The sequence below is a fragment of the Limnohabitans sp. Hippo3 genome (assembly GCF_003063665.1).
Taxonomy (GTDB): Bacteria; Pseudomonadota; Gammaproteobacteria; order Burkholderiales; family Burkholderiaceae_C; genus Limnohabitans_A.
In genome coordinates this window covers 47,178-69,178 of record NZ_NESF01000014.1, presented here as the reverse complement: position 1 = coordinate 69,178, position 22,001 = coordinate 47,178, and the positions used below count along the sequence as shown (strand labels likewise).

The following is a 22,001-nucleotide window of genomic DNA, read 5'->3' as shown; positions in this document are numbered from 1 at the left end:
CTCAGCTCGATTGGGTATATTCCACCGGCCGAAGCTGAGGTGAACTACTACCGGCAGCTAGCCGGAAAGAACGAGACAGAGGTCTCAACTTAAACCAACTGGCCTCCACGAAACCCGGGGCGATTCACTATGCTTGAAGCATGTAGCGCCTGAACCCTCTTGACCTTATCCGCATAGCTTGATCGAATCTGGCGAAGGAGCTTGAAGGACGAAAAAGGGTATAGGACATTTACAGAAGTCGCCCTTGCGGTTAACTCACGAAGTTCGGCACACAAAGACGCTACATCCTGGGGAAGATTCAGCGCCGCTGCATAGACAATGCCGTTTTTCGTTTTCCGTCTGGCTTCGTAGTCGTCTCTTGTAGTTGCGAACTCAATCCTTGCGTCTTCACTCATGGCGGAAAAGCCCTCTAACATTATGTAGACCGCATAACCCGGTGGATATATCCAGTCTTTTCTATATTTTTAAATAAGTAAAAAATTAATTTTTACTATGAATTCCTGTCTGTATGCCGTGATTTCATACTGGTATGAATTTGCCATGAAACTCGGCGCCCCTTCCTAGCAGTCCACTCGCTTACTTGATCAAGTGCGCAAGCGGTTTAAATGTGCACTATAGACTCAAAACCGGGATGAACTAACTGTATTGGAGTGAATTTTTTATCCGATGGAGTGCGATGCAGTCAGATGGCATGCGTCACTCGCGCGAGATGGGTGTGCCCAATATGTAAGCGTTTTTGTCAATGCTGGTCAATGACACGGTAACTGGTCTATTGCAACAACTGGAGGGTGTGACCGCGCTGGAAACGAGCGGCACGGCAGCCCTTTAGATTCACTTCTTCACGTCTGTGCAGGCCTTACAACCGCACAGGAATTCCGCGCTCCCGCATCCGAGCTTTTGCCTGATGCACGGTGTACTCACCGTAATGGAAGATGCTCGCCGCCAGCACGGCATCCGCACCGCCAATGCTCACGCCATCAGCCAGGTGGTCGAGGTTGCCCACACCGCCCGATGCGATCACGGGCACGCTCACGGCGTCGCTCACGGCGCGGGTCAGTTGCAGGTCAAAGCCGCTTTTGGTGCCGTCGCGGTCCATGCTGGTCAGCAGGATTTCGCCTGCGCCGTATTCGGCCATCTGCGTGGCCCAGGCCACCACGTCCAGGCCCACGTTTTTGCGGCCCCCGTGGCTGTACACGTCCCAGCCGGGGCCCATGGGCAGACCGTTGGGGCCGATGCGCTGTTCGTCTTCGGCGCTGCGGCGCTTGGCGTCGATGGCGACCACGATGCACTGCGCACCGTACTTGGCAGACGCTTCGCGGATGACTTGCGGGTTAGCAATGGCGGCCGAGTTGAAACTGGTTTTGTCGGCCCCGGCGTTGAGCAAGCGGCGCACGTCTTCCACCGTGCGCACACCACCGCCCACGGTCAGCGGAATGAAGACCTGGCTGGCCACGGCTTCGATGATGTGCAGGATCACGTCGCGCCCGTCGCTGGTGGCGGTGATGTCCAAAAACGTGAGTTCGTCAGCGCCCTGCTCGTTGTAGCGGGCAGCGATTTCGACCGGGTCTCCGGCGTCACGCAGTTCGACAAAGTTGACGCCCTTGACCACGCGACCGCCGGTCACGTCGAGGCAAGGGATGATGCGTTTGGCGAGCATGAAAATTGATTATTCGTTTGAAAAGTAAAGTGGCGGCGTGTTGAACGCGAGCAGTGAGACCCGGACCTTAAACCACAGCCAAGCGCTGGGCGCCTTGCCAGAAATCGCCGGGCTCGATGCAGATCGGCTCATAGGCCTGGGCGGCTTCAACACACAGCATGTGCTGCCAGCCGTCTGAGGGCATGTCGCTGAGCGCCGCGCACTTGGCCGCACCCGGATTCCAGACGACGGTCTGGGCCCAGTCCATGTCTTGCTCAATCGACAGGGCATGGGGCCCGTCCAGCAATTCATAGCCCATAGGGGCCGCGGCATACACGCGGTCAAATTCGCCCACAAAGCGCAGCTCGGGCGCAGCGGTGGCGTGGCGGTCGGTCACGGCATTCCACTCGGCACTGCCACCCAAGCCCAACAATCGGGCCTGCGCCACATCGCTGACCGCAAAGTAGGTGTGCAGCGCTCCGGTGAAACGCAGCACTTGGCTGTCGGTGTTGCGAACGGCCAGTTCAACCTGCAAGGCACCGGGCGTCAACTCGATCAACAACAGCGCTTCAAAGGCCTGGTCCCACCACTGGCGCGTGGCCGCACTGTCGTTCAAGCTCAGCACCAGATGGGCCCGGTCACCCTCCAGCCGTGCAGGTTTGACATGCCACGAGAGGTTGCGTGCAAAGCCGTGTTTGGGCAGATCGCCACGCTGGTTGAATTGAGGAAAGCAAACCGGAATGCCACCCCGGATCGCGGCACGGCCATCCATGACACTGTTCGGGCTCAGGTACAGGCGCTCACGCCCTTGGGCCACCCAGGACAGCACGTGGGCACCGTGGTGCGCGACCACCACACGGTCACCACCCGGCAGCTGCAGCTCGGTCGCAGGCAAGCCTGCAAAAGACAGCTCGCGACAGGTGGCACCAGCGCTCATGCTCAACCGTTGAGTTCGTCGGCGCGTTGTTGCGCCAGCGCGAAGTCCAGGTCCCCCGAGTACACGGCGCGGCCGCAGATCACGCCTTCCACGCCTTCGTCTTCCACGGCGCACAGCTGCTCAATGTCGGCCATGTTGGACAAACCGCCCGAGGCGATCACGGGGATGGTGAGGGCTTGGGCCAGCTTGACGGTGGCATCGATGTTGATGCCGCTGAGCATGCCGTCACGGCCGATGTCGGTGTAGATGATGGACTCGACGCCCCAGTCTTCGAACTTCTTGGCCAGGTCCACCACTTCGTGGCCCGTGAGCTTGCTCCAGCCATCGGTGGCGACTTTGCCGTCCTTGGCGTCCAGACCCACGATGATGTGGCCGCCAAAGGCGGTGCAGGCGTCTTTCAAAAAGCCGGGGTTCTTGACGGCGGCGGTGCCGATGATGACGTAGCGCAGGCCGCTGTCGATGTATTTTTCAATCGTGTCCAGATCGCGGATGCCACCCCCCAGCTGCACCGGGATGTCGTCGCCCACGGCCTTGAGGATGGACTTGATGGCCCCGAAGTTTTGCGGCTTGCCCGCGAACGCGCCATTCAGATCCACCAGGTGCAGGCGGCGTGCGCCTTTTTCGAGCCAGGTGCGGGCCATGGCGGCGGGGTCTTCGCCAAAGGTCGTGGCTTGGTCCATATCGCCCTGTTTGAGGCGAACGCAATGGCCGTCTTTGAGGTCAATGGCGGGGATCAGAATCATGGCGAATTAAAAAAGGCTGAGGGACTGAAAAGCGGCAGTGAAAACTTCTCAAGGCTGCCAATGGAGGAAGTTGCGGAACAAGGCCAGGCCCTGAGCCGCGCTTTTTTCGGGGTGAAACTGGGTCGCAAAAATATTGTCACGGGCAATGGCACAGGCAAAGCGGCCGCCGTAATCGGTCTGGGCCGCGCTGTGGGCCGGATTGGCCACTTTGGCGTAGAAGCTGTGCACAAAATAATACCAGCTGCCGTCGGCAATGCCACGCCATAAGGGGTGCGCAGGGGCGTCTTGCCAGACCTGGTTCCAACCCATTTGCGGCACTTTGTAGCGGGTGCCATCGGGCTGGATTTGCCCAGCCAACTCGAACTTGACCACGCGGCCAGGGATCAAACCCAGGCCGGGTGTGTCGCCTTCGTCGCTGTGGTCCAGCAGCATTTGCATGCCCACACACACGCCAAACAGGGGTTTGCTGGCAGCGGCTTCGAGCACCGCGTCCAGCAAACCCGACTCGCGCAGCTCGCACATGCAGTCGGGCATGGCGCCCTGCCCCGGCAGGACCACGCGGTGCGCGTCGCGCACCACTTGCGGGTCAGACGTGACGGTGACCTCGGCATGGTCCACGCTGGAGGCCGCATGCACCACCGCCTGCGCCACACTGCGCAGGTTGCCCATGCCGTAGTCCACGACGGCGACGCGGTTGACGCTCATGTTCAGAGACTGCCTTTGGTGGAGGGAATCACACCCGCCGAGCGTGGGTCAAGCTCGAGCGCGGCACGCACGGCGCGGGCGAAGGCCTTGAAAATCGTCTCGCACTGGTGGTGCGCGTTCACGCCCTTGAGGTTGTCGATGTGCAGCGTGCACAGCGCGTGGTTCACGAAGCCCTGGAAGAATTCATAAACCAGTTGCGTGTCCAGCGTGCCCAAAGAGCCAGAGGTGAACTTCACGTCCATGTGCAATCCGGGGCGGCCCGAAAAATCCACCACCACACGGCTCAATGCTTCGTCGAGCGGCACGTAGGCGTGGCCATAACGGCGGATGCCCTTTTTGTCGCCCATCGCTTGCGCAAACGCCTGGCCCAGGGTGATGCCGATGTCTTCGACCGTGTGGTGGCCATCGATGTGCAGATCGCCATCACAGGCGATGTCCAGATCGATCAGGCCGTGACGCGCGATCTGGTCGAGCATGTGATCCAGAAAACCGATGCCACTGGCCAGTTTAGCTTGGCCTGTGCCGTCCAGGTTGAGGGCGACGCGGATGTTCGTCTCGGCGGTTTGGCGAGTGACGGCAGCGGTGCGGTTCATAAAGAGGCTTTCAGGGCGGCGAGGAGTTGGTCGTTTTCTGCGGCGGTGCCCACCGTCAGGCGCAGGCAATTGGCCAGCAACGGGTGCATTTTAGAAATGTTCTTGATCAGCACACCGTGCGCCTTCAGACCGTCGAAGGTTTTGGCCGCATCGGGCACGCGGGCCAGGATCATGTTGGCTTCGCTCGGGAAGGGGGTCACGCCGGGCAAGGCGGCCAGCTCGCGTTGCAGGCGGGCGCGCTGTTCGCGCAGGTCCTTGGCTTGCGCTGCAAACACCTCGGCGTGTTCCAGCGCAAACAGTGCGCACTCGGTGTTCAACACGCTGATGTTGTAGGGGGGGCGCACTTTGTCGATTTCGGCCACCAAGGCCTTGGGGCCGATCATGTAACCCAGACGCACCCCGGCCAGGCCAAACTTGCTGAGCGTGCGCATCAAGAGCACGTGCGTGTGGCGCGTGATGCGGTCCATGTAGCTCTTGCTGGCAAAGGGCTGGTAGGCCTCGTCCATGACGACCAGCCCGCCTTGTGCGCCTTGGGCGAGGACGATCTTCTCGATCACATCGTCGTTCCACAGATTGCCCGTGGGGTTGTTGGGGTAAGCCAAGTACACGATGGACGGCTTGTGCTCGGCAATGGCCGCCAGCATGGCGGCTTCATCGAGTTCAAAGTCAGCCGTCAGCGGCACGCCGTGGAAGGCCAGACCTTGCAGCTGGGCGCTCATGGCGTACATCACGAAGCCAGGCAAAGGCGCGAGGATGGAAGCGCCGGGCACGTCGCAGGCCATGGCCAAGAGCGAGATCAACTCGTCCGAACCATTGCCCAACATGATGTCGAAACCTTCGGGCATCCCAGCGTAAGCCGCGAGCGCGTGGCGCAAGTCGTTCACACGGCCATCGGGGTAACGGTTGAGCGCCAGTGCGCCCAGGCGATCGCCCAAAGCCTTTTGCAAATCAACGGGCAATCTGTGCGGGTTTTCCATCGCGTCGAGCTTGACCATGCCGACCGAGTCCTGGATGGCGTAGGCGTGCATGGACTGCACGTCCTGGCGGATGCGCTGCATCAATGTCGGACTCACAGTGTTCATTTGGACTCTCGCATCGGGGGAACAGGGTTCAAACGCAATTCGGCAGCACGGGCGTGCGCTTGCAGGCCTTCGCCGTAGGCCAGTTCGGCGGCAATGCGGCCCAAGGGCTGGGCACCGGCCTCGCTCACCTCAATCAAGCTGCTGCGTTTCTGGAAGTCGTAAACACCCAGAGGCGACGAAAAACGTGCCGTGCCGCTGGTGGGCAGCACATGGTTGGGGCCAGCGCAGTAGTCGCCCAGCGACTCGCTGGTGAAGGCGCCCAAAAAGATCGCACCCGCGTGGCGCAGCAGCGGCTCCCAACGGTGCGGCTCGCGGCTCGACACCTCCAGGTGTTCGGGCGCGATGCGGTTGCTGATGGCGCAGGCTTCTTCCATGCTGCGGGTCAAAATCAATGCGCCACGGTCGTTGAGCGATTTGGCGATGATCTCGCGGCGGGGCATCTCGGGCAGCAGGCGGTCGATGGCGGCCTGCACCTCGGCGATGTAGGCCGCATCGGGGCACAGCAAAATGCTTTGCGCCAGCTCGTCGTGCTCGGCCTGGCTGAAGAGGTCCATCGCCACCCATTCGGCGGGCGTGGTGCCGTCGGCCAGCACCAGAATTTCACTCGGGCCCGCGATCATGTCGATGCCCACCGTGCCGAACACACGTTTCTTGGCGCTGGCCACATAGGCGTTGCCCGGGCCGGTGATCTTGTCGACTTTGGGGATGGTGGCGGTGCCGTAAGCCAAAGCGGCGACGGCCTGCGCGCCGCCCACCGTGAAGGCGCGGCTCACACCGGCCACACAGGCGGCGGCCAGCACCAGCGGGTTGCGCACGCCCTGCGGCGTGGGCACCACCATGATGATGTCTTGCACCCCGGCCACATGCGCGGGGATGGCGTTCATCAACACCGACGACGGGTACGCGGCTTTGCCACCGGGCACATAAATGCCCACGCGGTCGAGCGGCGTGACTTTTTGGCCGAGCAGCGTGCCATCTTCGTCGCGGTAAGACCAGCTCTCGCCAGAAGCTTTCTTTTGCGCTTCGTGGTACTTGCGCACACGGCTGGCTGCGGCCTGCAGGGCTTCGCGCTGGACGGCAGGCAGGCTGTTCAAAGCGGCTTGCAGCTCGGCTTGGGTGATTTCCAAAGCCTTCACATCAGGCGCTTGCAGGCCGTCAAAGCGCTGGGTGTAGGCCAGCACGGCCGCGTCGCCACGCTTTTGCACATCGGCCAGGATGTCGGCCACGCGCTGCTCAATGGCGGCGTCAGTATCGGCAGACCAATGCAGGCGGGCCGCGAAGGCCGCTTCAAAACCGGCGTCGGCCGTGTTCAGTTGCAATGGTTTGGCGTAAAGGGCCATGTTCAGTCTTTCTTCACGGCGCCCGCAAAGGCGTCGATGATGGCGCGGATCGGCGCCTGTTTGAGCTTGAGCGCAGCCTGGTTCACGACCAGACGCGAGCTGATGTCCATGATGCGTTCAACCTCGACCAAATGGTTGGCCTTGAGCGTGTTGCCGGTCGACACCAGGTCCACAATCGCATCGGCCAGACCCGTGAGCGGGGCCAGCTCCATGCTGCCGTAGAGCTTGATCAGGTCCACGTGCACACCCTTGGTCGCGAAAAAGTCGCGCGCAATCGTGGTGTATTTGGTGGCCACCTTCAGTCGCGCGCCCGTGCGCACTTGCGCAGCGTAGTCGAAATCGGCGCGCACCGCCACGCTCATGCGGCATTTGGCAATCTTCAGGTCCAGCGGCTGGTACAAGCCCTGGCCGCCGTGCTCGATCAAAGTGTCCAGGCCGGTCACGCCCAAATCAGCACCGCCATATTCCACATAGGTGGGCACATCGCTGGCGCGCACCAGCACCACGCGCACATTGGGCTGGTTGGTGGGCAAGATCAGCTTGCGCGATTTTTCGGGGTCTTCGAGCACCTCGATGCCAGCGGCCTTGAGCAGCGGCAGGGTTTCGTCAAAGATGCGTCCTTTGGACAGGGCCAGCGTGATCATTTCACTCTTTCAATGTCGGCCCCCAGGCCGCGCAGTTTCAGTTCCATGCGGTCATAGCCGCGATCCAGGTGGTAAATGCGGTCCACCGTGGTTTCACCTTCGGCCACCAGACCGGCAATCACCAAACTGGCCGATGCCCGCAAATCGGTGGCCATGACGGTCGCGCCCGAGAGTTTTTCCACGCCATCGATCACCGCCACCTTGCCGTCGATCTGGATGTGCGCGCCCAAGCGCACCAGTTCGTTGACGTGCATGAAGCGGTTTTCGAAAATGGTTTCGGTCACCTTGCTCGCGCCCTGCGCGATGCAGTTGAGCGCCATGAACTGCGCCTGCATGTCGGTCGGGAAGCCCGGGTATTCGGTGGTGCGAAAGCTCTGAGCTTTCAGACGGCCATCGGCTTTGACACGGATGAAATCATCACCCGCCTCGATGGTGGCACCGGCATCGCGCAGCTTCTCGATCACGACTTCCAAGTGGTCAGCGCGACCGTGGCGCAAGACCACGTCACCGCCCGTGGCGGCTACGGCGCACAAAAAGGTGCCCGCCTCGATGCGGTCGGCCACGACTTGGTGCTGGCAACCGTGCAAGCGCTCCACACCCTGGATGCGGATGCGGCGTGTGCCGTGGCCTTCGATCTTCGCGCCCATCTTGATGAGCATCTCGGCCAGGTCGGGAATCTCAGGTTCTTGCGCAGCGTTTTCCAAAACCGTCTCGCCTTCGGCCAAAGCAGCGGCCATCAGGAAGTTTTCAGTGCCGGTGACGGTGACCATGTCGGTGGTGATGCGCGCGCCTTTCAGACGCGTGCGGCCCTCGGGCAGGCTGGCCAGCATGTAGCCGTGGTCCACCGTGATGACCGCACCCATGGCCTGCAGACCTTTGATGTGCTGGTCGACCGGGCGCGAACCAATGGCGCAACCACCGGGCAAAGACACTTTGGCGTGGCCAAAACGAGCCAGCAAAGGCCCCAGCGCCAGTACCGAAGCGCGCATGGTTTTCACCAGCTCGTAAGGCGCTTCGGGGTTGTTCAGTCCTCCGGCGTCCAGTGTGACCCGGCCGTCTTCGTGGTGCTCGGCCGTCACGCCCATGTTGCGGATCAGCTTGAGCATGGTCAAGACGTCTTGCAGCCGCGGCACATTGGCCAGTGTGACGGGCTCGGCGCTCAGCAAAGCGGCGCACAGCTCGGGCAGGGCCGCGTTTTTGGCACCCGACACATCGAGCGTGCCTTGCAGGCGGTGGCCGCCGCGAATTTTCAGTTTGTCCATGGGTCAGGTAGGTGCGTTGCGGCCCGAGGGCCTTCGGTTCATTGCGCTTGCTTGGCCCATTCGGTGGGCGTGTAGGTTTTCATCGACAAGGCGTGTACCTCGTCGGTGTGCATTTTTTGCCCCAGCGTGGCGTACACCCGTTGGTGGCGGACAATGGGGCGCAGGCCGGCAAAGGCTTCGGACACCACCACGGCACTCCAGTGGCGGCCATCGCCATCCACTTCAAGATGGGTACAGTCCAGCCCTGCGGCGATGATGGCTTTGAGTTGCTCAGCGTTCATGGGGTTCAGCTTCGGATTTTGTAGCCGATGCGCAAAAGGTGAAGGGTCAGGCCGCCAATGACGGCCAAGGTGGTGCCCACCACCGCCAAACTGACCCAGGGGGACGCATCGCTTTGGCCAAAGAAGCCGTAGCGAAAGCCGTCGATCATGTAGAAGAACGGGTTCAGATGGCTGAGCTTTTGCCAAAACGGCGGCAGCGAGTGGATGGAATAAAACACGCCCGACAAAAACGTCATGGGCATGATGATGAAGTTCTGAAAGGCGGCCATCTGGTCGAACTTTTCAGCCCACAGCCCGGCAATCACGCCCAGCGAGCCCATCATGGCCGCGCCCATGACGGCAAAAGCCAAAATCCACAGCGGGTTCACAAACGTGATGTTGACCATCCATCCGGTGATGACGAACACGCCCAAACCCACGGCCAGACCACGCACCACCGAGGAGCCCACATAGGCCACAAACCAGCTGCGGTGCGACAGGGGCGTGAGCAACAAGAACACCAGGCTGCCCATGATCTTGCTTTGCACCAGGCTCGACGAGCTGTTGGCAAAAGCGTTTTGCAGCACGCCCATCATCATCAGGCCCGGCAACAAAAACGAGGTGTAGGCCACCTGGTCGTAGACTTTGACATGGTCTTCGAGCACATGGCCGAAGATCAGCATGTACAGCACCGAAGTGAGCACGGGTGCGGCCACCGTCTGGAAAGCGACTTTCCAAAAACGCAGCACCTCTTTGTAGAGCAGGGTTTGCCAGCCGGTCATGCCAGGGCTCCCGAGGCGGATTGTTTGCGGTTCATGACTTCCAGGAACACGTCTTCCAGGTCGGCTTGACGGATTTCCACGTCTTCCACCACCAGGCCCGCTGTGCGCAGGGTGGCCAGATGATTTTCGATCTCGACCGCGTTGTGCACAGGCAACTGCACAATGCGGCCTGTGACCCGGGCCATGGCCGCCACGGCAGGCGGCAAGTCGCCGTCGAGCTTGAAGCGCAGCACCTGGCTGGTGGCCGAACGCAGCAAGTCGGATGTGCGCTCGAGCGCCAGCAACTGGCCGCGCTTGAGCATGGCAATGCGGCCGCACAAGGCTTCGGCTTCTTCGAGGTAATGGGTGGTGAGCAAGACGGTGTGGCCTTGCTTGTTGAGCTTGGCGATGAACTGCCACAGGGTCTGGCGCAGCTCGACATCGACCCCGGCGGTGGGCTCGTCGAGCACGATCACGCGGGGTTTGTGCACCAGGGCCTGCGCCACCAGCACACGGCGCTTCATGCCGCCCGAGAGCTGGCGCATGTTGGCACCCGCCTTGTCGGCCAGGCCCAGACTGTCCAGCAACTCGTCGATCCAGGCGTCGTTTTTCTTCACGCCGAAATAACCCGACTGGATGCGCAAAGACTCGCGCACCGTGAAAAACGGGTCAAACACCAGCTCTTGTGGCACCACGCCCAACAAGCGGCGGGCAGCAGCGTAATCGGTCTGCACATCGTGGCCATGAACCAGCACACGCCCGCTGGTGGGGCGGCTCAGGCCCGCGAGGGTGCTGATCAGGGTAGTTTTGCCCGCCCCATTGGGACCAAGCAGACCGAAGAATTCGCCCTCCTCCACGTCAAAGCTGACCTGGTCCAGTGCTTTGAACGCGGCTGCGCCCGCCTGTTTGGCCGGGTAAATCTTGGAGACGGATTGGAAAGAGAGCGCTGGCATGGAAGAGGTCTATTTTAAGTGCTGGCCCGCAGGCCCCGGGCGCGACTTGGAGATCTACCCCCAAAGACCTGGGAACCATGCCCTCAGGCGGGCTCGAGCAGCTCCAGCACGCCGTACAAACTGGCGAGTTCTCGCAAACGAGATGTCATGCCTTCCACCCGCAAAACGCTGCCCTTTTGTGTGACCACCCGGCGCAAACCCAGGAGCACGGCCAAGGCCGAGGAGTCAAAGTCGGCCAGGGCCGAGGCGTCGAGCGCCACAGCAGACGGCCAGGGTGCGGGCCATTGAGCCAACTGCGCCACCCACTGTGCCAGGCAGGCATCGGCCTGATCGTGCAACAAGGTGGCAGGCAGCTTCAAGGCACTCATCATGGGCAGACGATTCAGGCGGGCTTGGCGTTGGATTTGTTGCGCGCGGCCAGGCTGGCGATCAGCGCATCAATGCCTCCGGCATTGATCTCTTTGGTGAACTGGGTGCGGTAGTTCTCGATCAACCAAACGCCCAGGACGTTCAGGTCGAAGATCATCCAGCCAGCGCCTTCACCCGGGGTTTTTTCAAGTCTGTAATCCAGCTGGATCGGGTCACCTTTGCCGCGCACCTCGGTGTTGACCACCAGGTTTTTGTCTTCCTGGCCTGCACGCAGGGGCTTGACCACCACCACCTGGTCACTGACTTGGGTGAGCGCCCCGGCATAGGTCCGAACCAGCAAAATTTTGAACTCTTCCTGCAAACGCTTTTGCTGTTCCGGTGTGGCTTTGCGCCAGGCGGGGCCCGTCGCCAAAGCGGTCATGCGGCGAAAGTTCACATGGGGCATGACCTTGGAATCCACCAGCTGGATGATTTTGCCGATGTCGCCATTGCGCAAGGCCTTGTCGGCCTTGATCATGTCCAGGGTTTCATTGGTGATGCGCTTGATGAACGCATCCGGCGATTCGTCTGCGGCCCAAGCCGGCCCCACGTTGGCGAGCAAGGCAAAGGCAGAGGCCATCACCAGCATATGGCGACGGGGCAAAAGCATGGAGAGCATGTTTTTCATGGGTGCACTATACGGTCAGCCGCGCCGGGTCTTGTGAACAACTGTAACGCGACCAGGGTCGAATTTCATGGCCTTGTTTCAGGGTGTTTCTGATTCTGTGTAATCAAAGTTGGCTGGCGGATTGCCGTCATGCACATCGTTTTCGCGTTTTTGCAAATAGGCATCGCGCACAAAGGTGTAAGGGTCCAAAGCCGCCGCCTTGATCACATCCACCGTCTGCAGCAAACCTGAGCGCACATCCATGACACGGGTGACTGACAACACATTGCGGGCAGCCTGATCGTTGAATTGCTGAACCACATCCCCCTTCATGTCCAACGGTGTGGCCAAGGTGTCACGCAAGGTAGACGGGCCCAAAATGGGCAGCACGACGTAAGGCCCGGGTTTGACACCCCAATAGCCCAAGGTCTGGCCAAAGTCTTCCTTGCGCTTTTCAAGCCGCATTTCGGAGGCCACGTCCAGAACGCCGCCCAAGCCCAAAAATGTGTTCACCGTGATACGCATGAAGGTCTCGGCCGTGGCCTGGCCCTTCAACTGCAAAGCGCTGTTGGCCATGGACCACACGTCGCCGAGATTGCCTAGGAAGTTGTGAATCCCGGTACGCACCGGACTGGGCAACACAGCCACATAAGCCTTGGCAGCAGGCTGGATGGCCGCAGTGTCCAGTGCATCGTTGAATTTGTAGACGCTGCGGTTCATGGACTCCCAAGGATCGCGTGAGTCAGGATTGGTGACCGTGGCGCAACCTTGCAAAACCAGCAACACGCAGCCCAACAGCATCAGGCTGATTCGTCGGGTCAGGAACTTCATGGTTTTTGACTTTCTGCCGCAGGTTTTTCTGCTTGGCTGTAAAGGAATTGGCTGATCAGGTTTTCCAGAATGACCGCCGACTGGGTCGAAGCGATCTTGTCGCCTGCGACCAGATTTTTCTCGTCAGCACCAGGCGACACGTCCAGGTATTGCTCGCCCAACAAACCGCTGGTGAGGATTTTCAAGGAACTGTCTTGGGGAAAGGCATGCTCGGACTGCAAGGCCAGTGTGACTTTGGCCTGAAAAGACTCGCCATCGAACTCGATCTTCTTGACACGCCCGACCACCACACCGGCACTCTTGACGGCCGCACCGGGCTTGAGCCCGCCAATGTTGTCGAACTTGGCGCTGACTTCGTAATCCTGACTGAAACTCCAGGTCAGCAAGTTGGCGGCCTTGAGCGCCAGGAACAGGATGGCCACAGCCCCCAGCAGCACAAACAAACCCACCCACACATCATTTTTTGAACGTTGCATGCCGTCCTCCTCAAATACTGAACATCATCGCGGTCAGGATGAAATCCAGCCCCAGCACCGACAAAGAAGAAACCACCACACTGCGCGTGGTGGCACTGGCCACACCTTCGGGCGTGGGCTTGGCCACATAGCCTTGCAGCAAGGCGATGAAGGTCACCGCCACGCCAAACACCACACTTTTGATGATGCCGTTGCCCACGTCCTTGAACACATCGACGCCGCCTTGCATCTGGCTCCAGAAAGAACCCGCATCCACGCCGATCAGCAACACGCCCACGACATAACCACCCAAGATGCCCACCGCACTGAACACGGCCGCCAACAAGGGCAAGGCGATGATGCCACCCCAAAAGCGCGGCGCCAAGATGCGCTGCACCGGGTCCACCGCCATCATCTCGAGAGCCGTGAGCTGCTCACCGGCACGCATGAGGCCAATCTCGGCCGTGAGCGATGCCCCGGCGCGACCGGCAAACAACAAGGCGGCCACCACCGGGCCCAACTCGCGCACCAGGCTGAGGGCCACCAGCAAGCCCAGCGCCTCGGCCGAACCATAACGCTGCAGCGTGTAGTAGCCCTGCAAACCCAGCACAAAGCCCACAAAGAGGCCCGACACCGTGATGATGGCCAGCGAGTAGTTGCCCAGAAAATGCACCTGGTCACGCACCAGACCGAAGCGTTTGAGCGCAGCGCCCGACATGCCCAGCAGCTTGAAAAACAGACGGGCGCCAAAGCCCCAGTCGGCCAGCAGCTGTCGGGTGGATGCGCCCAAAGCGCCCAACATGGCGGCGATCATGCCGACCTCCGGTCATAGTCTTGCGCGGCCGTGGGGGCCGGGTAATGGAAAGGCACCGGCCCGTCGCTCAGGGCATGCACAAACTGGTGGATCAGCGGATCCGTGCTGGCCCGCAACTCGGCAGGCGTGCCCTGCGCGGCCACACCGCCATTGGCCAGGATGACCACATGGTCGGCGATTTCAAAGGTTTCGGTGACATCGTGTGAGACCACGACGCTGGTGATGCCCAGGCTGTCGTTCAAGCGGCGAATCAATCGCGCGGCCGTGCCCAGCGAGATCGGGTCGAGGCCTGCAAAGGGCTCGTCGTACATGATCAGGTCAGGGTCCAAGGCGATGGCGCGGGCCAAGGCCACGCGGCGGCTCATGCCCCCGGAAATCTCGGAAGGCTTCAGGTCCCGCGCACCGCGCAAACCCACCGCATCGAGCTTCATGAGCACGATGTCGCGGATCAGATCTTCAGACAAACGGGTGTGTTCGCGCAAGGGGAACGCCACATTGTCGAACACACTCATGTCGGTGAACAGCGCGCCGAACTGGAACAGCATGCCCATGCGGCGGCGTGCGGCATACAGCTCGGTTTGGCGCATCGGGGTGATGTCGTCGCCATCAAACAAGAGCTGCCCATGGCTGGCACGGATCTGCCCGCCAATGAGGCGCAGCACCGTGGTCTTGCCGCCCCCTGAAACGCCCATCAGGGCCGTGACTTGTCCTCGCGGCACCTTGAAGCTGAGGTTCTTCAGGATGACACGGTCGCCGTACCCGAAAGTCAGGTCGCGCAATTCAACAAGAGGCGGTGGTGTGGCTGTGGCGTTCATGAAAAACAAGAGCCGGATGGATCCGGCTCTTGTGGTGTTGTTTTAACCGGGTCGGCGCTGGGCCGATCCGTGAGATTAAGGGATTTTACCTATAACCGGGTAGCCTCAGCGCGGCAGGTCGCTTTGCCCCATCAGGAATTCGTCGACGGCGCGTGCGGCTTGGCGGCCTTCGCGGATCGCCCACACCACCAGCGACTGACCCCGGCGCATGTCGCCTGCGGCAAACACATTGTTCACGTTGGTGGCGTAGCCGCCCGTGAAGTCGGTGCTGGCCTTGGCATTGCCGCGGGCGTCTTTGTCCACGCCAAAGGCGTCGAGCACAGTGGCGACCGGGTTGGTGAAACCCATGGCCAGCAGGACCAGATCGGCTTTGTATTCCTTCTCGGTACCGGCGATTTCGACCATCTTGCCGTCCTTGAATTCGACGTGCACGGTTTTCAGACCGGTGACTTTGCCCTTTTCACCGATGAAGGCCTTGGTCGAAATGGCGAACTCGCGCTGCAGCAGGCCTTTTTCGGCGCTCTCGTCGTGGCTGGAGCTGGTGCGCAGCTTCATGGGCCAGTAAGGCCAGACCATCAGCTTGTTTTCTTTCTCGGGGGGCTCGGGCATCACCTCGAATTGGGTCACACTGACGGCGCCGTGGCGTGTGCTGGTGCCCACGCAGTCGCTGCCGGTGTCACCGCCACCAATGACAATGACATGCTTGCCATCGGCACGCAGCTGGCCTTTGAGCTTGTCGCCTGCGTTGACCTTGTTTTGCTGGGGCAGGAACTCCATCGCGAAATGGATGCCATCCAGGTCGCGGCCAGGCACGGGCAGGTCACGCGACTGCTCGGAACCACCGGTGAGCAGGACAGCGTCGAAGTCTTTCTTGAGCTGCTCGGCGCTGATGGTTTCCTTGGCCCAGTTGGTGACCTTGGAGTCCTTGGGCCACTCGCCCACCAACACGCTGGTGCGGATCTTCACGCCTTCAGCTTCCAGCTGCTTGACGCGGCGGTCGATGTGCGACTTTTCCATTTTGAAGTCGGGGATGCCGTAGCGCAGCAAACCACCCACGCGGTCGTTCTTCTCGAACAAGGTCACGTCGTGGCCTGCACGCGCCAGCTGCTGGGCTGCAGCCAGGCCAGCGGGGCCAGCCCCAATGATGGCCACGGTCTTGCCGGTTTTGACCTTGGCGGGGCGGGGTGTGACCCAGCCCTCGGACCAGGCGCGGTCAATGATGGCGTGCTCGATGGACTTGATGCCCACGGCATCGCCGTTGAAGTTCACCACACAAGCGGCCTCGCAAGGCGCGGGGCAAATGCGCCCCGTGAACTCCGGGAAGTTGTTGGTGCTGTGCAGCACCTCGATCGCGTTCTTCCAGTCGCCCTGGTACACCAGGTCGTTGAAGTCCGGAATGATGTTGTTGACCGGGCAGCCGTTGTTGCAAAACGGCGTGCCGCAATCCATACAGCGGGCTGCCTGGGTTTTGGACTGCTCGGGTGTCAAGCCGATCACGAACTCACCGTAATTCTTCAGGCGCTCGGTGACGGGCTTGTAGCCTTCTTCGATGCGCTCAAATTCCATGAAACCTGTGATTTTTCCCATGATGTTTCCTTAGCTTCTTGACGTGGGGCTCAGGCAGCCACAGGCTGAGCGGCCTTGGCGGCTTTCTTGGCGTTGATTTCGCCCAGAGCGCGCTTGTATTCGTTCGGGAACACCTTCACGAACTTGGCACGGGCCGTGGCCCAGCTGTCCAGCAACTCACGGGCACGCTGGCTGCCGGTCCACTTGTGGTGGTCTTCCAGCAGTTTCTTGAGCTGCACTTCGTCGGCCTGGTCGCGGTGCCACACTTTGCGGTCGACTTGGGCTTCTTGCTCGGCCGCTGTCAGCACTTTTTCCATACTGACCATGGCGGTGTTGCAGCGCGAGGCAAACTCACCGTCTTCGTCGTACACATAGGCGATACCGCCACTCATGCCCGCGCCAAAGTTGCGGCCAGTCTTGCCCAGCACCGCCACGGTGCCACCGGTCATGTATTCACAACCGTGGTCGCCTGTGCCTTCCACCACGGCGGTGGCACCCGACAGACGCACCGCAAAGCGCTCGCCAGCCACACCGGCAAAGAAGGCCTCGCCCGTGGTCGCCCCGTACATGACGGTGTTGCCCACGATGATGTTTTGCGCGGCTACGCCACGGAACTCCAGGCTCGGGCGCACCACCACGCGACCGCCCGACAGGCCTTTGCCGGTGTAGTCATTGGCTTCGCCGATCAGGTACAGCGTGATGCCCTTGCACAAGAAAGCGCCAAAGGACTGACCACCCGTGCCTTCGAGCTGGATGCGGATGGTGTCGTCGGGCAGACCTTCGGGGTGCACCTTGGTGACCGCGCCGGAGAGCATGGCCCCCACGGAGCGGTTCACGTTGCGGGCGGTTTCCATGAACTGGACTTTTTCACCCTTGTCGATGGCCGTACGGCTCTTGGCGATCAGCACATTGTCGAGCGCCTTGGTCAGACCATGGTCCTGGGTTTGCACATGGCGCACGTCGGCGTCCACCGTGACTTGGGGCACCGCCAGCAGGCGGGAGAAGTCCAGGCCGCGGGCCTTCCAGTGGCTCACGCCGGCTCGCATGTCAAGCAGGTCGGCACGGCCCACCATGTCGTCGAACTTGGCAATGCCCAGCTGGGCCATGATCTGGCGCACTTCTTCGGCGATGAAGAAGAAGTAGTTCACCACATGCTCGGGCTTGCCGGTGAATTTCTTGCGCAGTTCCGGGTCTTGAGTGGCCACACCCACAGGGCAAGTGTTGAGGTGGCACTTGCGCATCATGATGCAACCCTCGACCACCAGCGGTGCAGTGGCAAAGCCGAACTCGTCCGCACCCAGCAAGGCGCCAATGGCCACGTCGCGGCCGGTCTTCATCTGGCCATCGGCCTGCACACGGATGCGACCGCGCAAGCCGTTGAGCACCAAGGTCTGCTGGGTTTCGGCCAGACCGATTTCCCAAGGCGAACCTGCATGCTTGACCGACGACCAAGGCGATGCGCCCGTGCCGCCGTCGTGGCCCGCGATCACCACATGGTCGGCCTTGCACTTGGCCACACCGGCGGCGATGGTGCCGACGCCGATTTCGGACACCAGCTTGACGCTGATGTCGCTGTGCGGGGCCACGTTCTTCAGATCGTGGATCAACTGGGCCAAGTCCTCGATGGAATAGATGTCGTGGTGCGGAGGTGGCGAGATCAGGCCCACACCGGGCACCGAGTGGCGCAGCTTGCCGATGTAATCGGAGACCTTACCGCCGGGCAGCTGACCGCCCTCACCGGGCTTGGCGCCCTGGGCCATCTTGATCTGAATCTGGTCGGCGCTCGACAAGTATTCGGCGGTGACACCGAAACGGCCCGAAGCGACCTGCTTGATGCGCGAACGCAGGCTGTCACCGGCGGCCAAAGGCATGTCGACTTCAACGTTTTCTGCACCGATCACGCTCTTCAAGGAGTCGCCCAATTTGATCGGGATACCCTTGAGTTCGTTGCGGTAACGGTTGGCGTCTTCACCGCCCTCACCCGTATTGCTCTTGCCGCCGATGCGGTTCATGGCCACGGCCAGGGTGGCGTGGGCTTCGGTGGAGATCGAGCCCAAGGACATCGCGCCGGTGGCGAACCGCTTGACGATCTCGGCCGCAGGCTCGACCTGCTCCAGCGGGATGGCTTTGGACGGATCGATCTTGAACTCAAACAGACCACGCAGCGTCATGTGGCGCTTGCTTTGGTCGTTGATGATCTGCGCGTATTCCTTGTAAGTGCTGAAGTTGTTGGCACGGGCAGAGTGCTGCAACTTCGCAATCGCGTCGGGTGTCCACATGTGCTCTTCACCACGGGCGCGCCAGGCGTATTCACCGCCCGCATCCAGCATGGTGGCCAAAACCGGATCATCGCCAAAGGCGGCGGCGTGCATGCGGAAGGCTTCTTCGGCGATTTCGAACACACCAATGCCGCCCACGCGGCTGGCGGTGCCGGTGAAGTACTTGTTGATGGTCTCGCTGTTGATGCCGATGGCTTCAAACAGCTGCGCACCGCAGTACGACATGTAAGTCGATACGCCCATCTTGGACATGATCTTGGACAGGCCCTTGCCAATCGCCTTGACGTAGTTGTAGATGGCTTTCTCGGCCGACAAATCACCCGGCAGCTCTTTGTGCAGCGCGGCCAGGGTTTCCATGGCCAGGTAGGGGTGCACGGCTTCGGCGCCGTAACCGGCGAGCACCGCAAAGTGGTGCACTTCGCGGGCGGTGCCGGTCTCGACCACGAGACCTGCGGTGGTGCGCAGACCTTCGGTCACCAGGTGCTGGTGGATGGCCGACAGCGCCAGCAGCGCGGGCACAGCCACCTGGGTGGCGTTCACGCCACGGTCGCTGATGATGAGGATGTTGTGGCCACCCTTGATGGCGTCCACCGCTTCGGCACACAGCGATGCCAGCTTGGCTTCCACGCCTTCACGGCCCCACAGCGCAGGATAGGTGATGTCGAGTGTGGCGCTCTTGAACTTGCCCTTGGTGGCTTGCTCGATGTTGCGCAGCTTGGCCATGTCGGCGAAGTTCAGGATCGGCTGGCTCACCTCCAGACGCATCGGTGGGTTGACCTGGTTGATGTCCAGCAGGTTGGGCTTGGGGCCGATGAAGGACACCAGCGACATCACGATGGCTTCGCGGATCGGATCGATCGGCGGGTTGGTCACTTGCGCGAACAACTGCTTGAAGTAGTTGTACAGCGGTTTGTTTTTGTCAGACAACACGGCCAGTGGGCTGTCGTTGCCCATGGAGCCGATGGCTTCTTCACCGGCAGACGCCATCGGGGCCAACAGGAACTTGATGTCTTCTTGTGTAGTGCCAAAGGCCTGCTGCAGGTCGAGCAAAGGCACATCGGATGCGGGCGCTTGCACGGGGGCCGCGGCCACGTCGTCCAGCTTGACACGCAGGTTCTCGATCCACTGCTTGTAGGGCTTGGCGCTGGCCAGACCGACCTTCAGCTCTTCGTCGTTGATCATGCGGCCTTGTTCCAGATCGATCAGGAACATCTTGCCGGGCTGCAGACGCCACTTGCGCACGATCTTGCTTTCGGGAATCGGCAGCACGCCGGTTTCCGAACCCATGATGACCATGTCGTCGTCGGTGATGATGTAGCGCGAGGGGCGCAGACCGTTTCGGTCCAGTGTGGCGCCAATCTGGCGGCCGTCGGTGAACACGATCGATGCGGGGCCGTCCCATGGCTCCAGCATCGCAGCGTGGTATTCATAGAAGGCCTTGCGGCGCTCGTCCATGGTGGTGTGCTGCTCCCAAGGCTCAGGGATCATCATCATCACAGCCTGGCTGATGGGGTAGCCCGCCATCGTCAGCAGTTCCAGGCAGTTGTCAAAAGTGGCGGTGTCGGACTGACCGGCGAAGCTGATGGGGTAAAGCTTTTGCAGGTCGGCAGCCAACACGGGCGAAGACATCACGCCTTCGCGGGCCTTCATCCAGTTGTAGTTGCCCTTGACGGTGTTGATCTCGCCGTTGTGCGCGACATATCGGTAGGGGTGAGCCAAAGGCCACTCGGGGAAGGTGTTGGTGGAGAAGCGCTGGTGCACCAGGCCCAGGGCCGACACACAACGCTCGTCTTGCAGGTCCAGGTAATAGGTGCCGACCTGGTCGGCCAGCAGCAGGCCTTTGTATACCGCGGTGCGGCTGGACATGCTGGGGATGTAGTACTCGTTGCTGTGCGTCAGATTCAGGGCCTGGATGGCGGCGCTGGCGGTCTTGCGGATCACGTACAGCTTGCGCTCCAAGGCGTCTTGCACGATCACGTCGGCACCACGGCCGATGAAGATCTGGCGCATGACCGGCTCTTTTTCGCGCACGCGGGGCGACATGGGCATGTCGCGGTTGACGGGCACATCGCGCCAACCCAGCACGACCTGACCTTCAGCCCGGACGGCACGCTCGAGCTCTTGCTCACAAGCCATGCGTGAAGCATGTTCCTTGGGCAAGAAGACCATGCCCACGCCGTATTCACCAAAGGGTGGCAGGGCCACGCCTTGTTTGGCCATTTCGTCGCGGTACAGCGCATCGGGCAGCTGGATCAGGATACCGGCACCATCGCCCATGAGCGCGTCCGCACCCACCGCACCCCGGTGGTCCAGGTTTTCAAGGATCTTGAGCGCCTGCGTCACGATGGCGTGGGTCTTATGCCCTTTGATGTGGGCCACAAAGCCGACACCACAAGCATCGTGTTCATTGGCCGGGTCATACAGACCGGTCGATTGGAAGTGTTCTTTTGCACTGGCCGAAGTCATGGGCGCTCCTAAGGGTTTTCACGCAGATCGAAGAGTGTAGTGCACTGCAGCAACCGTGCCAAACTTTTTAATTGGGGTCAGATCCCAATTAATTTGGCTTTTGAATTGGCTTAGGATTAATTGGGGACAGATTTAATCGGATGCAGATTCGACGGTTTTCTTGAAAGGCCGCCCAGCCTTTCCCGGCTGCAGTCGGCGATTCGTGGACTGCTGCAATGCCTGGACAAAATTGGCTGAACCCAACGCCCATCCTGACAAGGCGCTTTGAGTCAACTGTTCTTTATCTGACTGCGCCAGACCGGCCTGCACCAACTCGGCATAAGCGGCCTCGCGCGCAAACGGGGTATTGCCCAAGCCCCAAAACAGGGCATGCGTCGTCACCAACTTGTCGCTGCCCTGCCCAATACAGTGCCTGTGACTGGACCATTTGTAATCCGCAGGCTGTCCCACCATGCCTGCCCGCACCGGGTTCAGATCGATGTAGACCATACACGCCAAAAGATAGCGCTCACTCTCAATGAGGTTACTGCGGTAGCGGCCTTCCCACAGCGTACCGGTGCGCTGGTGCCGCAGATTGAAATAGCGCACATAGGCCCGGCCGACGGCCTGCATCATCTGCGGCAGACCCGTGTCGGTTTCGGGTGTGACCAGCAGATGGAAATGGTTGTCCATGATCACGTAGGCATGGATGGCCACCTTGAAAGTTTGTGCATGCTCTTGCCACAGCGCCAGCAAACGCTCGCGGTCCGCATCGTCGCGCACGATGGCTTGGCGGTCATTGCCGCGCTGGATGACGTGGTGCGGGTAAGCGGCAACGGTGAGGCGGGGTTGGCGGGCCATGGGA

Annotated in this window: 21 protein-coding genes; all 21 read right to left on the bottom strand. The window is 61.0% G+C overall.

Annotated elements, in window-relative coordinates:
- Positions 1-856 precede the first annotated feature (856 nt).
- On the bottom strand, positions 857-1,657 hold the full coding sequence (hisF, locus tag B9Z34_RS13400; RefSeq protein ID WP_108428621.1) for an imidazole glycerol phosphate synthase subunit HisF: 801 nt from the start codon (positions 1,655-1,657) through the stop codon (positions 857-859).
- Between the two features lie 67 nt (positions 1,658-1,724).
- The gene (locus B9Z34_RS13395) at positions 1,725-2,573 is read right to left on the bottom strand and encodes a D-hexose-6-phosphate mutarotase (RefSeq protein WP_108428620.1); all 849 of its coding nucleotides are present in this window, start codon (positions 2,571-2,573) and stop codon (positions 1,725-1,727) included.
- Positions 2,574-2,575: 2 nt separating this feature from the next.
- Positions 2,576-3,316, bottom strand: coding sequence for a 1-(5-phosphoribosyl)-5-[(5-phosphoribosylamino)methylideneamino]imidazole-4-carboxamide isomerase (gene hisA, locus B9Z34_RS13390; RefSeq protein WP_108332550.1), 741 nt, complete (start codon positions 3,314-3,316; stop codon positions 2,576-2,578).
- Between the two features lie 48 nt (positions 3,317-3,364).
- Positions 3,365-4,021, bottom strand: coding sequence for an imidazole glycerol phosphate synthase subunit HisH (gene hisH, locus B9Z34_RS13385; protein ID WP_108428619.1), 657 nt, complete (start codon positions 4,019-4,021; stop codon positions 3,365-3,367).
- 2 nt (positions 4,022-4,023) lie between these two features.
- Positions 4,024-4,614, bottom strand: a complete 591-nt coding sequence (gene hisB, locus B9Z34_RS13380) for an imidazoleglycerol-phosphate dehydratase HisB (protein WP_108428618.1) — start codon at positions 4,612-4,614, stop codon at positions 4,024-4,026.
- Positions 4,611-5,696, bottom strand: a complete 1,086-nt coding sequence (hisC, locus tag B9Z34_RS13375) for a histidinol-phosphate transaminase (RefSeq protein WP_108428617.1) — start codon at positions 5,694-5,696, stop codon at positions 4,611-4,613. The genes hisB and hisC overlap by 4 nt, the downstream gene beginning before the upstream one ends.
- A complete protein-coding gene (hisD, locus tag B9Z34_RS13370; protein WP_108428616.1) occupies positions 5,693-7,036 on the bottom strand; it encodes a histidinol dehydrogenase in 1,344 nt (447 codons plus the stop codon). The genes hisC and hisD overlap by 4 nt, the downstream gene beginning before the upstream one ends.
- Before the next feature lie 2 nt (positions 7,037-7,038).
- Positions 7,039-7,680, bottom strand: coding sequence for an ATP phosphoribosyltransferase (gene hisG / locus B9Z34_RS13365; protein WP_108428615.1), 642 nt, complete (start codon positions 7,678-7,680; stop codon positions 7,039-7,041).
- A complete protein-coding gene (gene murA / locus B9Z34_RS13360) occupies positions 7,677-8,942 on the bottom strand; it encodes a UDP-N-acetylglucosamine 1-carboxyvinyltransferase (RefSeq protein ID WP_108428614.1) in 1,266 nt (421 codons plus the stop codon). Before murA ends, hisG begins: the two co-directional genes overlap by 4 nt.
- A 38-nt stretch (positions 8,943-8,980) precedes the next feature.
- Positions 8,981-9,223: a BolA family protein gene (locus tag B9Z34_RS13355; protein WP_108428613.1), complete on the bottom strand. Its 243-nt coding sequence runs from the start codon at positions 9,221-9,223 to the stop codon at positions 8,981-8,983.
- A 5-nt stretch (positions 9,224-9,228) separates the two neighbouring features.
- Positions 9,229-9,984, bottom strand: a complete 756-nt coding sequence (locus B9Z34_RS13350) for an ABC transporter permease (protein WP_108428612.1) — start codon at positions 9,982-9,984, stop codon at positions 9,229-9,231.
- Positions 9,981-10,916 (bottom strand): ABC transporter ATP-binding protein, encoded by a 936-nt coding sequence (locus tag B9Z34_RS13345; RefSeq protein WP_108428611.1) that lies wholly within the window; start codon positions 10,914-10,916, stop codon positions 9,981-9,983. The genes B9Z34_RS13350 and B9Z34_RS13345 overlap by 4 nt, the downstream gene beginning before the upstream one ends.
- Positions 10,917-10,999: 83 nt before the next feature.
- Entirely contained in the window at positions 11,000-11,284 is a 285-nt protein-coding gene (locus tag B9Z34_RS13340) for a lipid asymmetry maintenance protein MlaB (RefSeq protein WP_108428627.1), read from the bottom strand.
- Positions 11,285-11,298: 14 nt separating this feature from the next.
- Complete coding sequence (locus B9Z34_RS13335; protein WP_199220129.1) at positions 11,299-11,952, bottom strand: phospholipid-binding protein MlaC; 654 nt, start codon at positions 11,950-11,952, stop codon at positions 11,299-11,301.
- 78 nt (positions 11,953-12,030) lie between these two features.
- Positions 12,031-12,762, bottom strand: a complete 732-nt coding sequence (locus B9Z34_RS13330; RefSeq protein ID WP_199220128.1) for a VacJ family lipoprotein — start codon at positions 12,760-12,762, stop codon at positions 12,031-12,033.
- Positions 12,759-13,238 carry an outer membrane lipid asymmetry maintenance protein MlaD gene (gene mlaD / locus B9Z34_RS13325; protein ID WP_108428610.1) on the bottom strand — a complete coding sequence of 160 codons (480 nt, stop codon included), beginning with the start codon at positions 13,236-13,238 and terminating at the stop codon, positions 12,759-12,761. The genes B9Z34_RS13330 and mlaD overlap by 4 nt, the downstream gene beginning before the upstream one ends.
- Before the next feature lie 10 nt (positions 13,239-13,248).
- The gene (mlaE, locus tag B9Z34_RS13320) at positions 13,249-14,031 is read right to left on the bottom strand and encodes a lipid asymmetry maintenance ABC transporter permease subunit MlaE (RefSeq protein WP_108428609.1); all 783 of its coding nucleotides are present in this window, start codon (positions 14,029-14,031) and stop codon (positions 13,249-13,251) included.
- Positions 14,028-14,846 carry an ABC transporter ATP-binding protein gene (locus tag B9Z34_RS13315; RefSeq protein WP_108428608.1) on the bottom strand — a complete coding sequence of 273 codons (819 nt, stop codon included), beginning with the start codon at positions 14,844-14,846 and terminating at the stop codon, positions 14,028-14,030. Before B9Z34_RS13315 ends, mlaE begins: the two co-directional genes overlap by 4 nt.
- Positions 14,847-14,951: 105 nt before the next feature.
- A complete protein-coding gene (locus B9Z34_RS13310; protein WP_108428607.1) occupies positions 14,952-16,433 on the bottom strand; it encodes a glutamate synthase subunit beta in 1,482 nt (493 codons plus the stop codon).
- A 29-nt stretch (positions 16,434-16,462) separates the two neighbouring features.
- Positions 16,463-21,157 (bottom strand): glutamate synthase-related protein, encoded by a 4,695-nt coding sequence (locus B9Z34_RS13305; RefSeq protein ID WP_108428606.1) that lies wholly within the window; start codon positions 21,155-21,157, stop codon positions 16,463-16,465.
- A gap of 132 nt (positions 21,158-21,289) precedes the next feature.
- The gene (locus tag B9Z34_RS13300) at positions 21,290-21,997 is read right to left on the bottom strand and encodes a transposase (protein ID WP_108428605.1); all 708 of its coding nucleotides are present in this window, start codon (positions 21,995-21,997) and stop codon (positions 21,290-21,292) included.
- Positions 21,998-22,001: the final 4 nt, after the last annotated feature.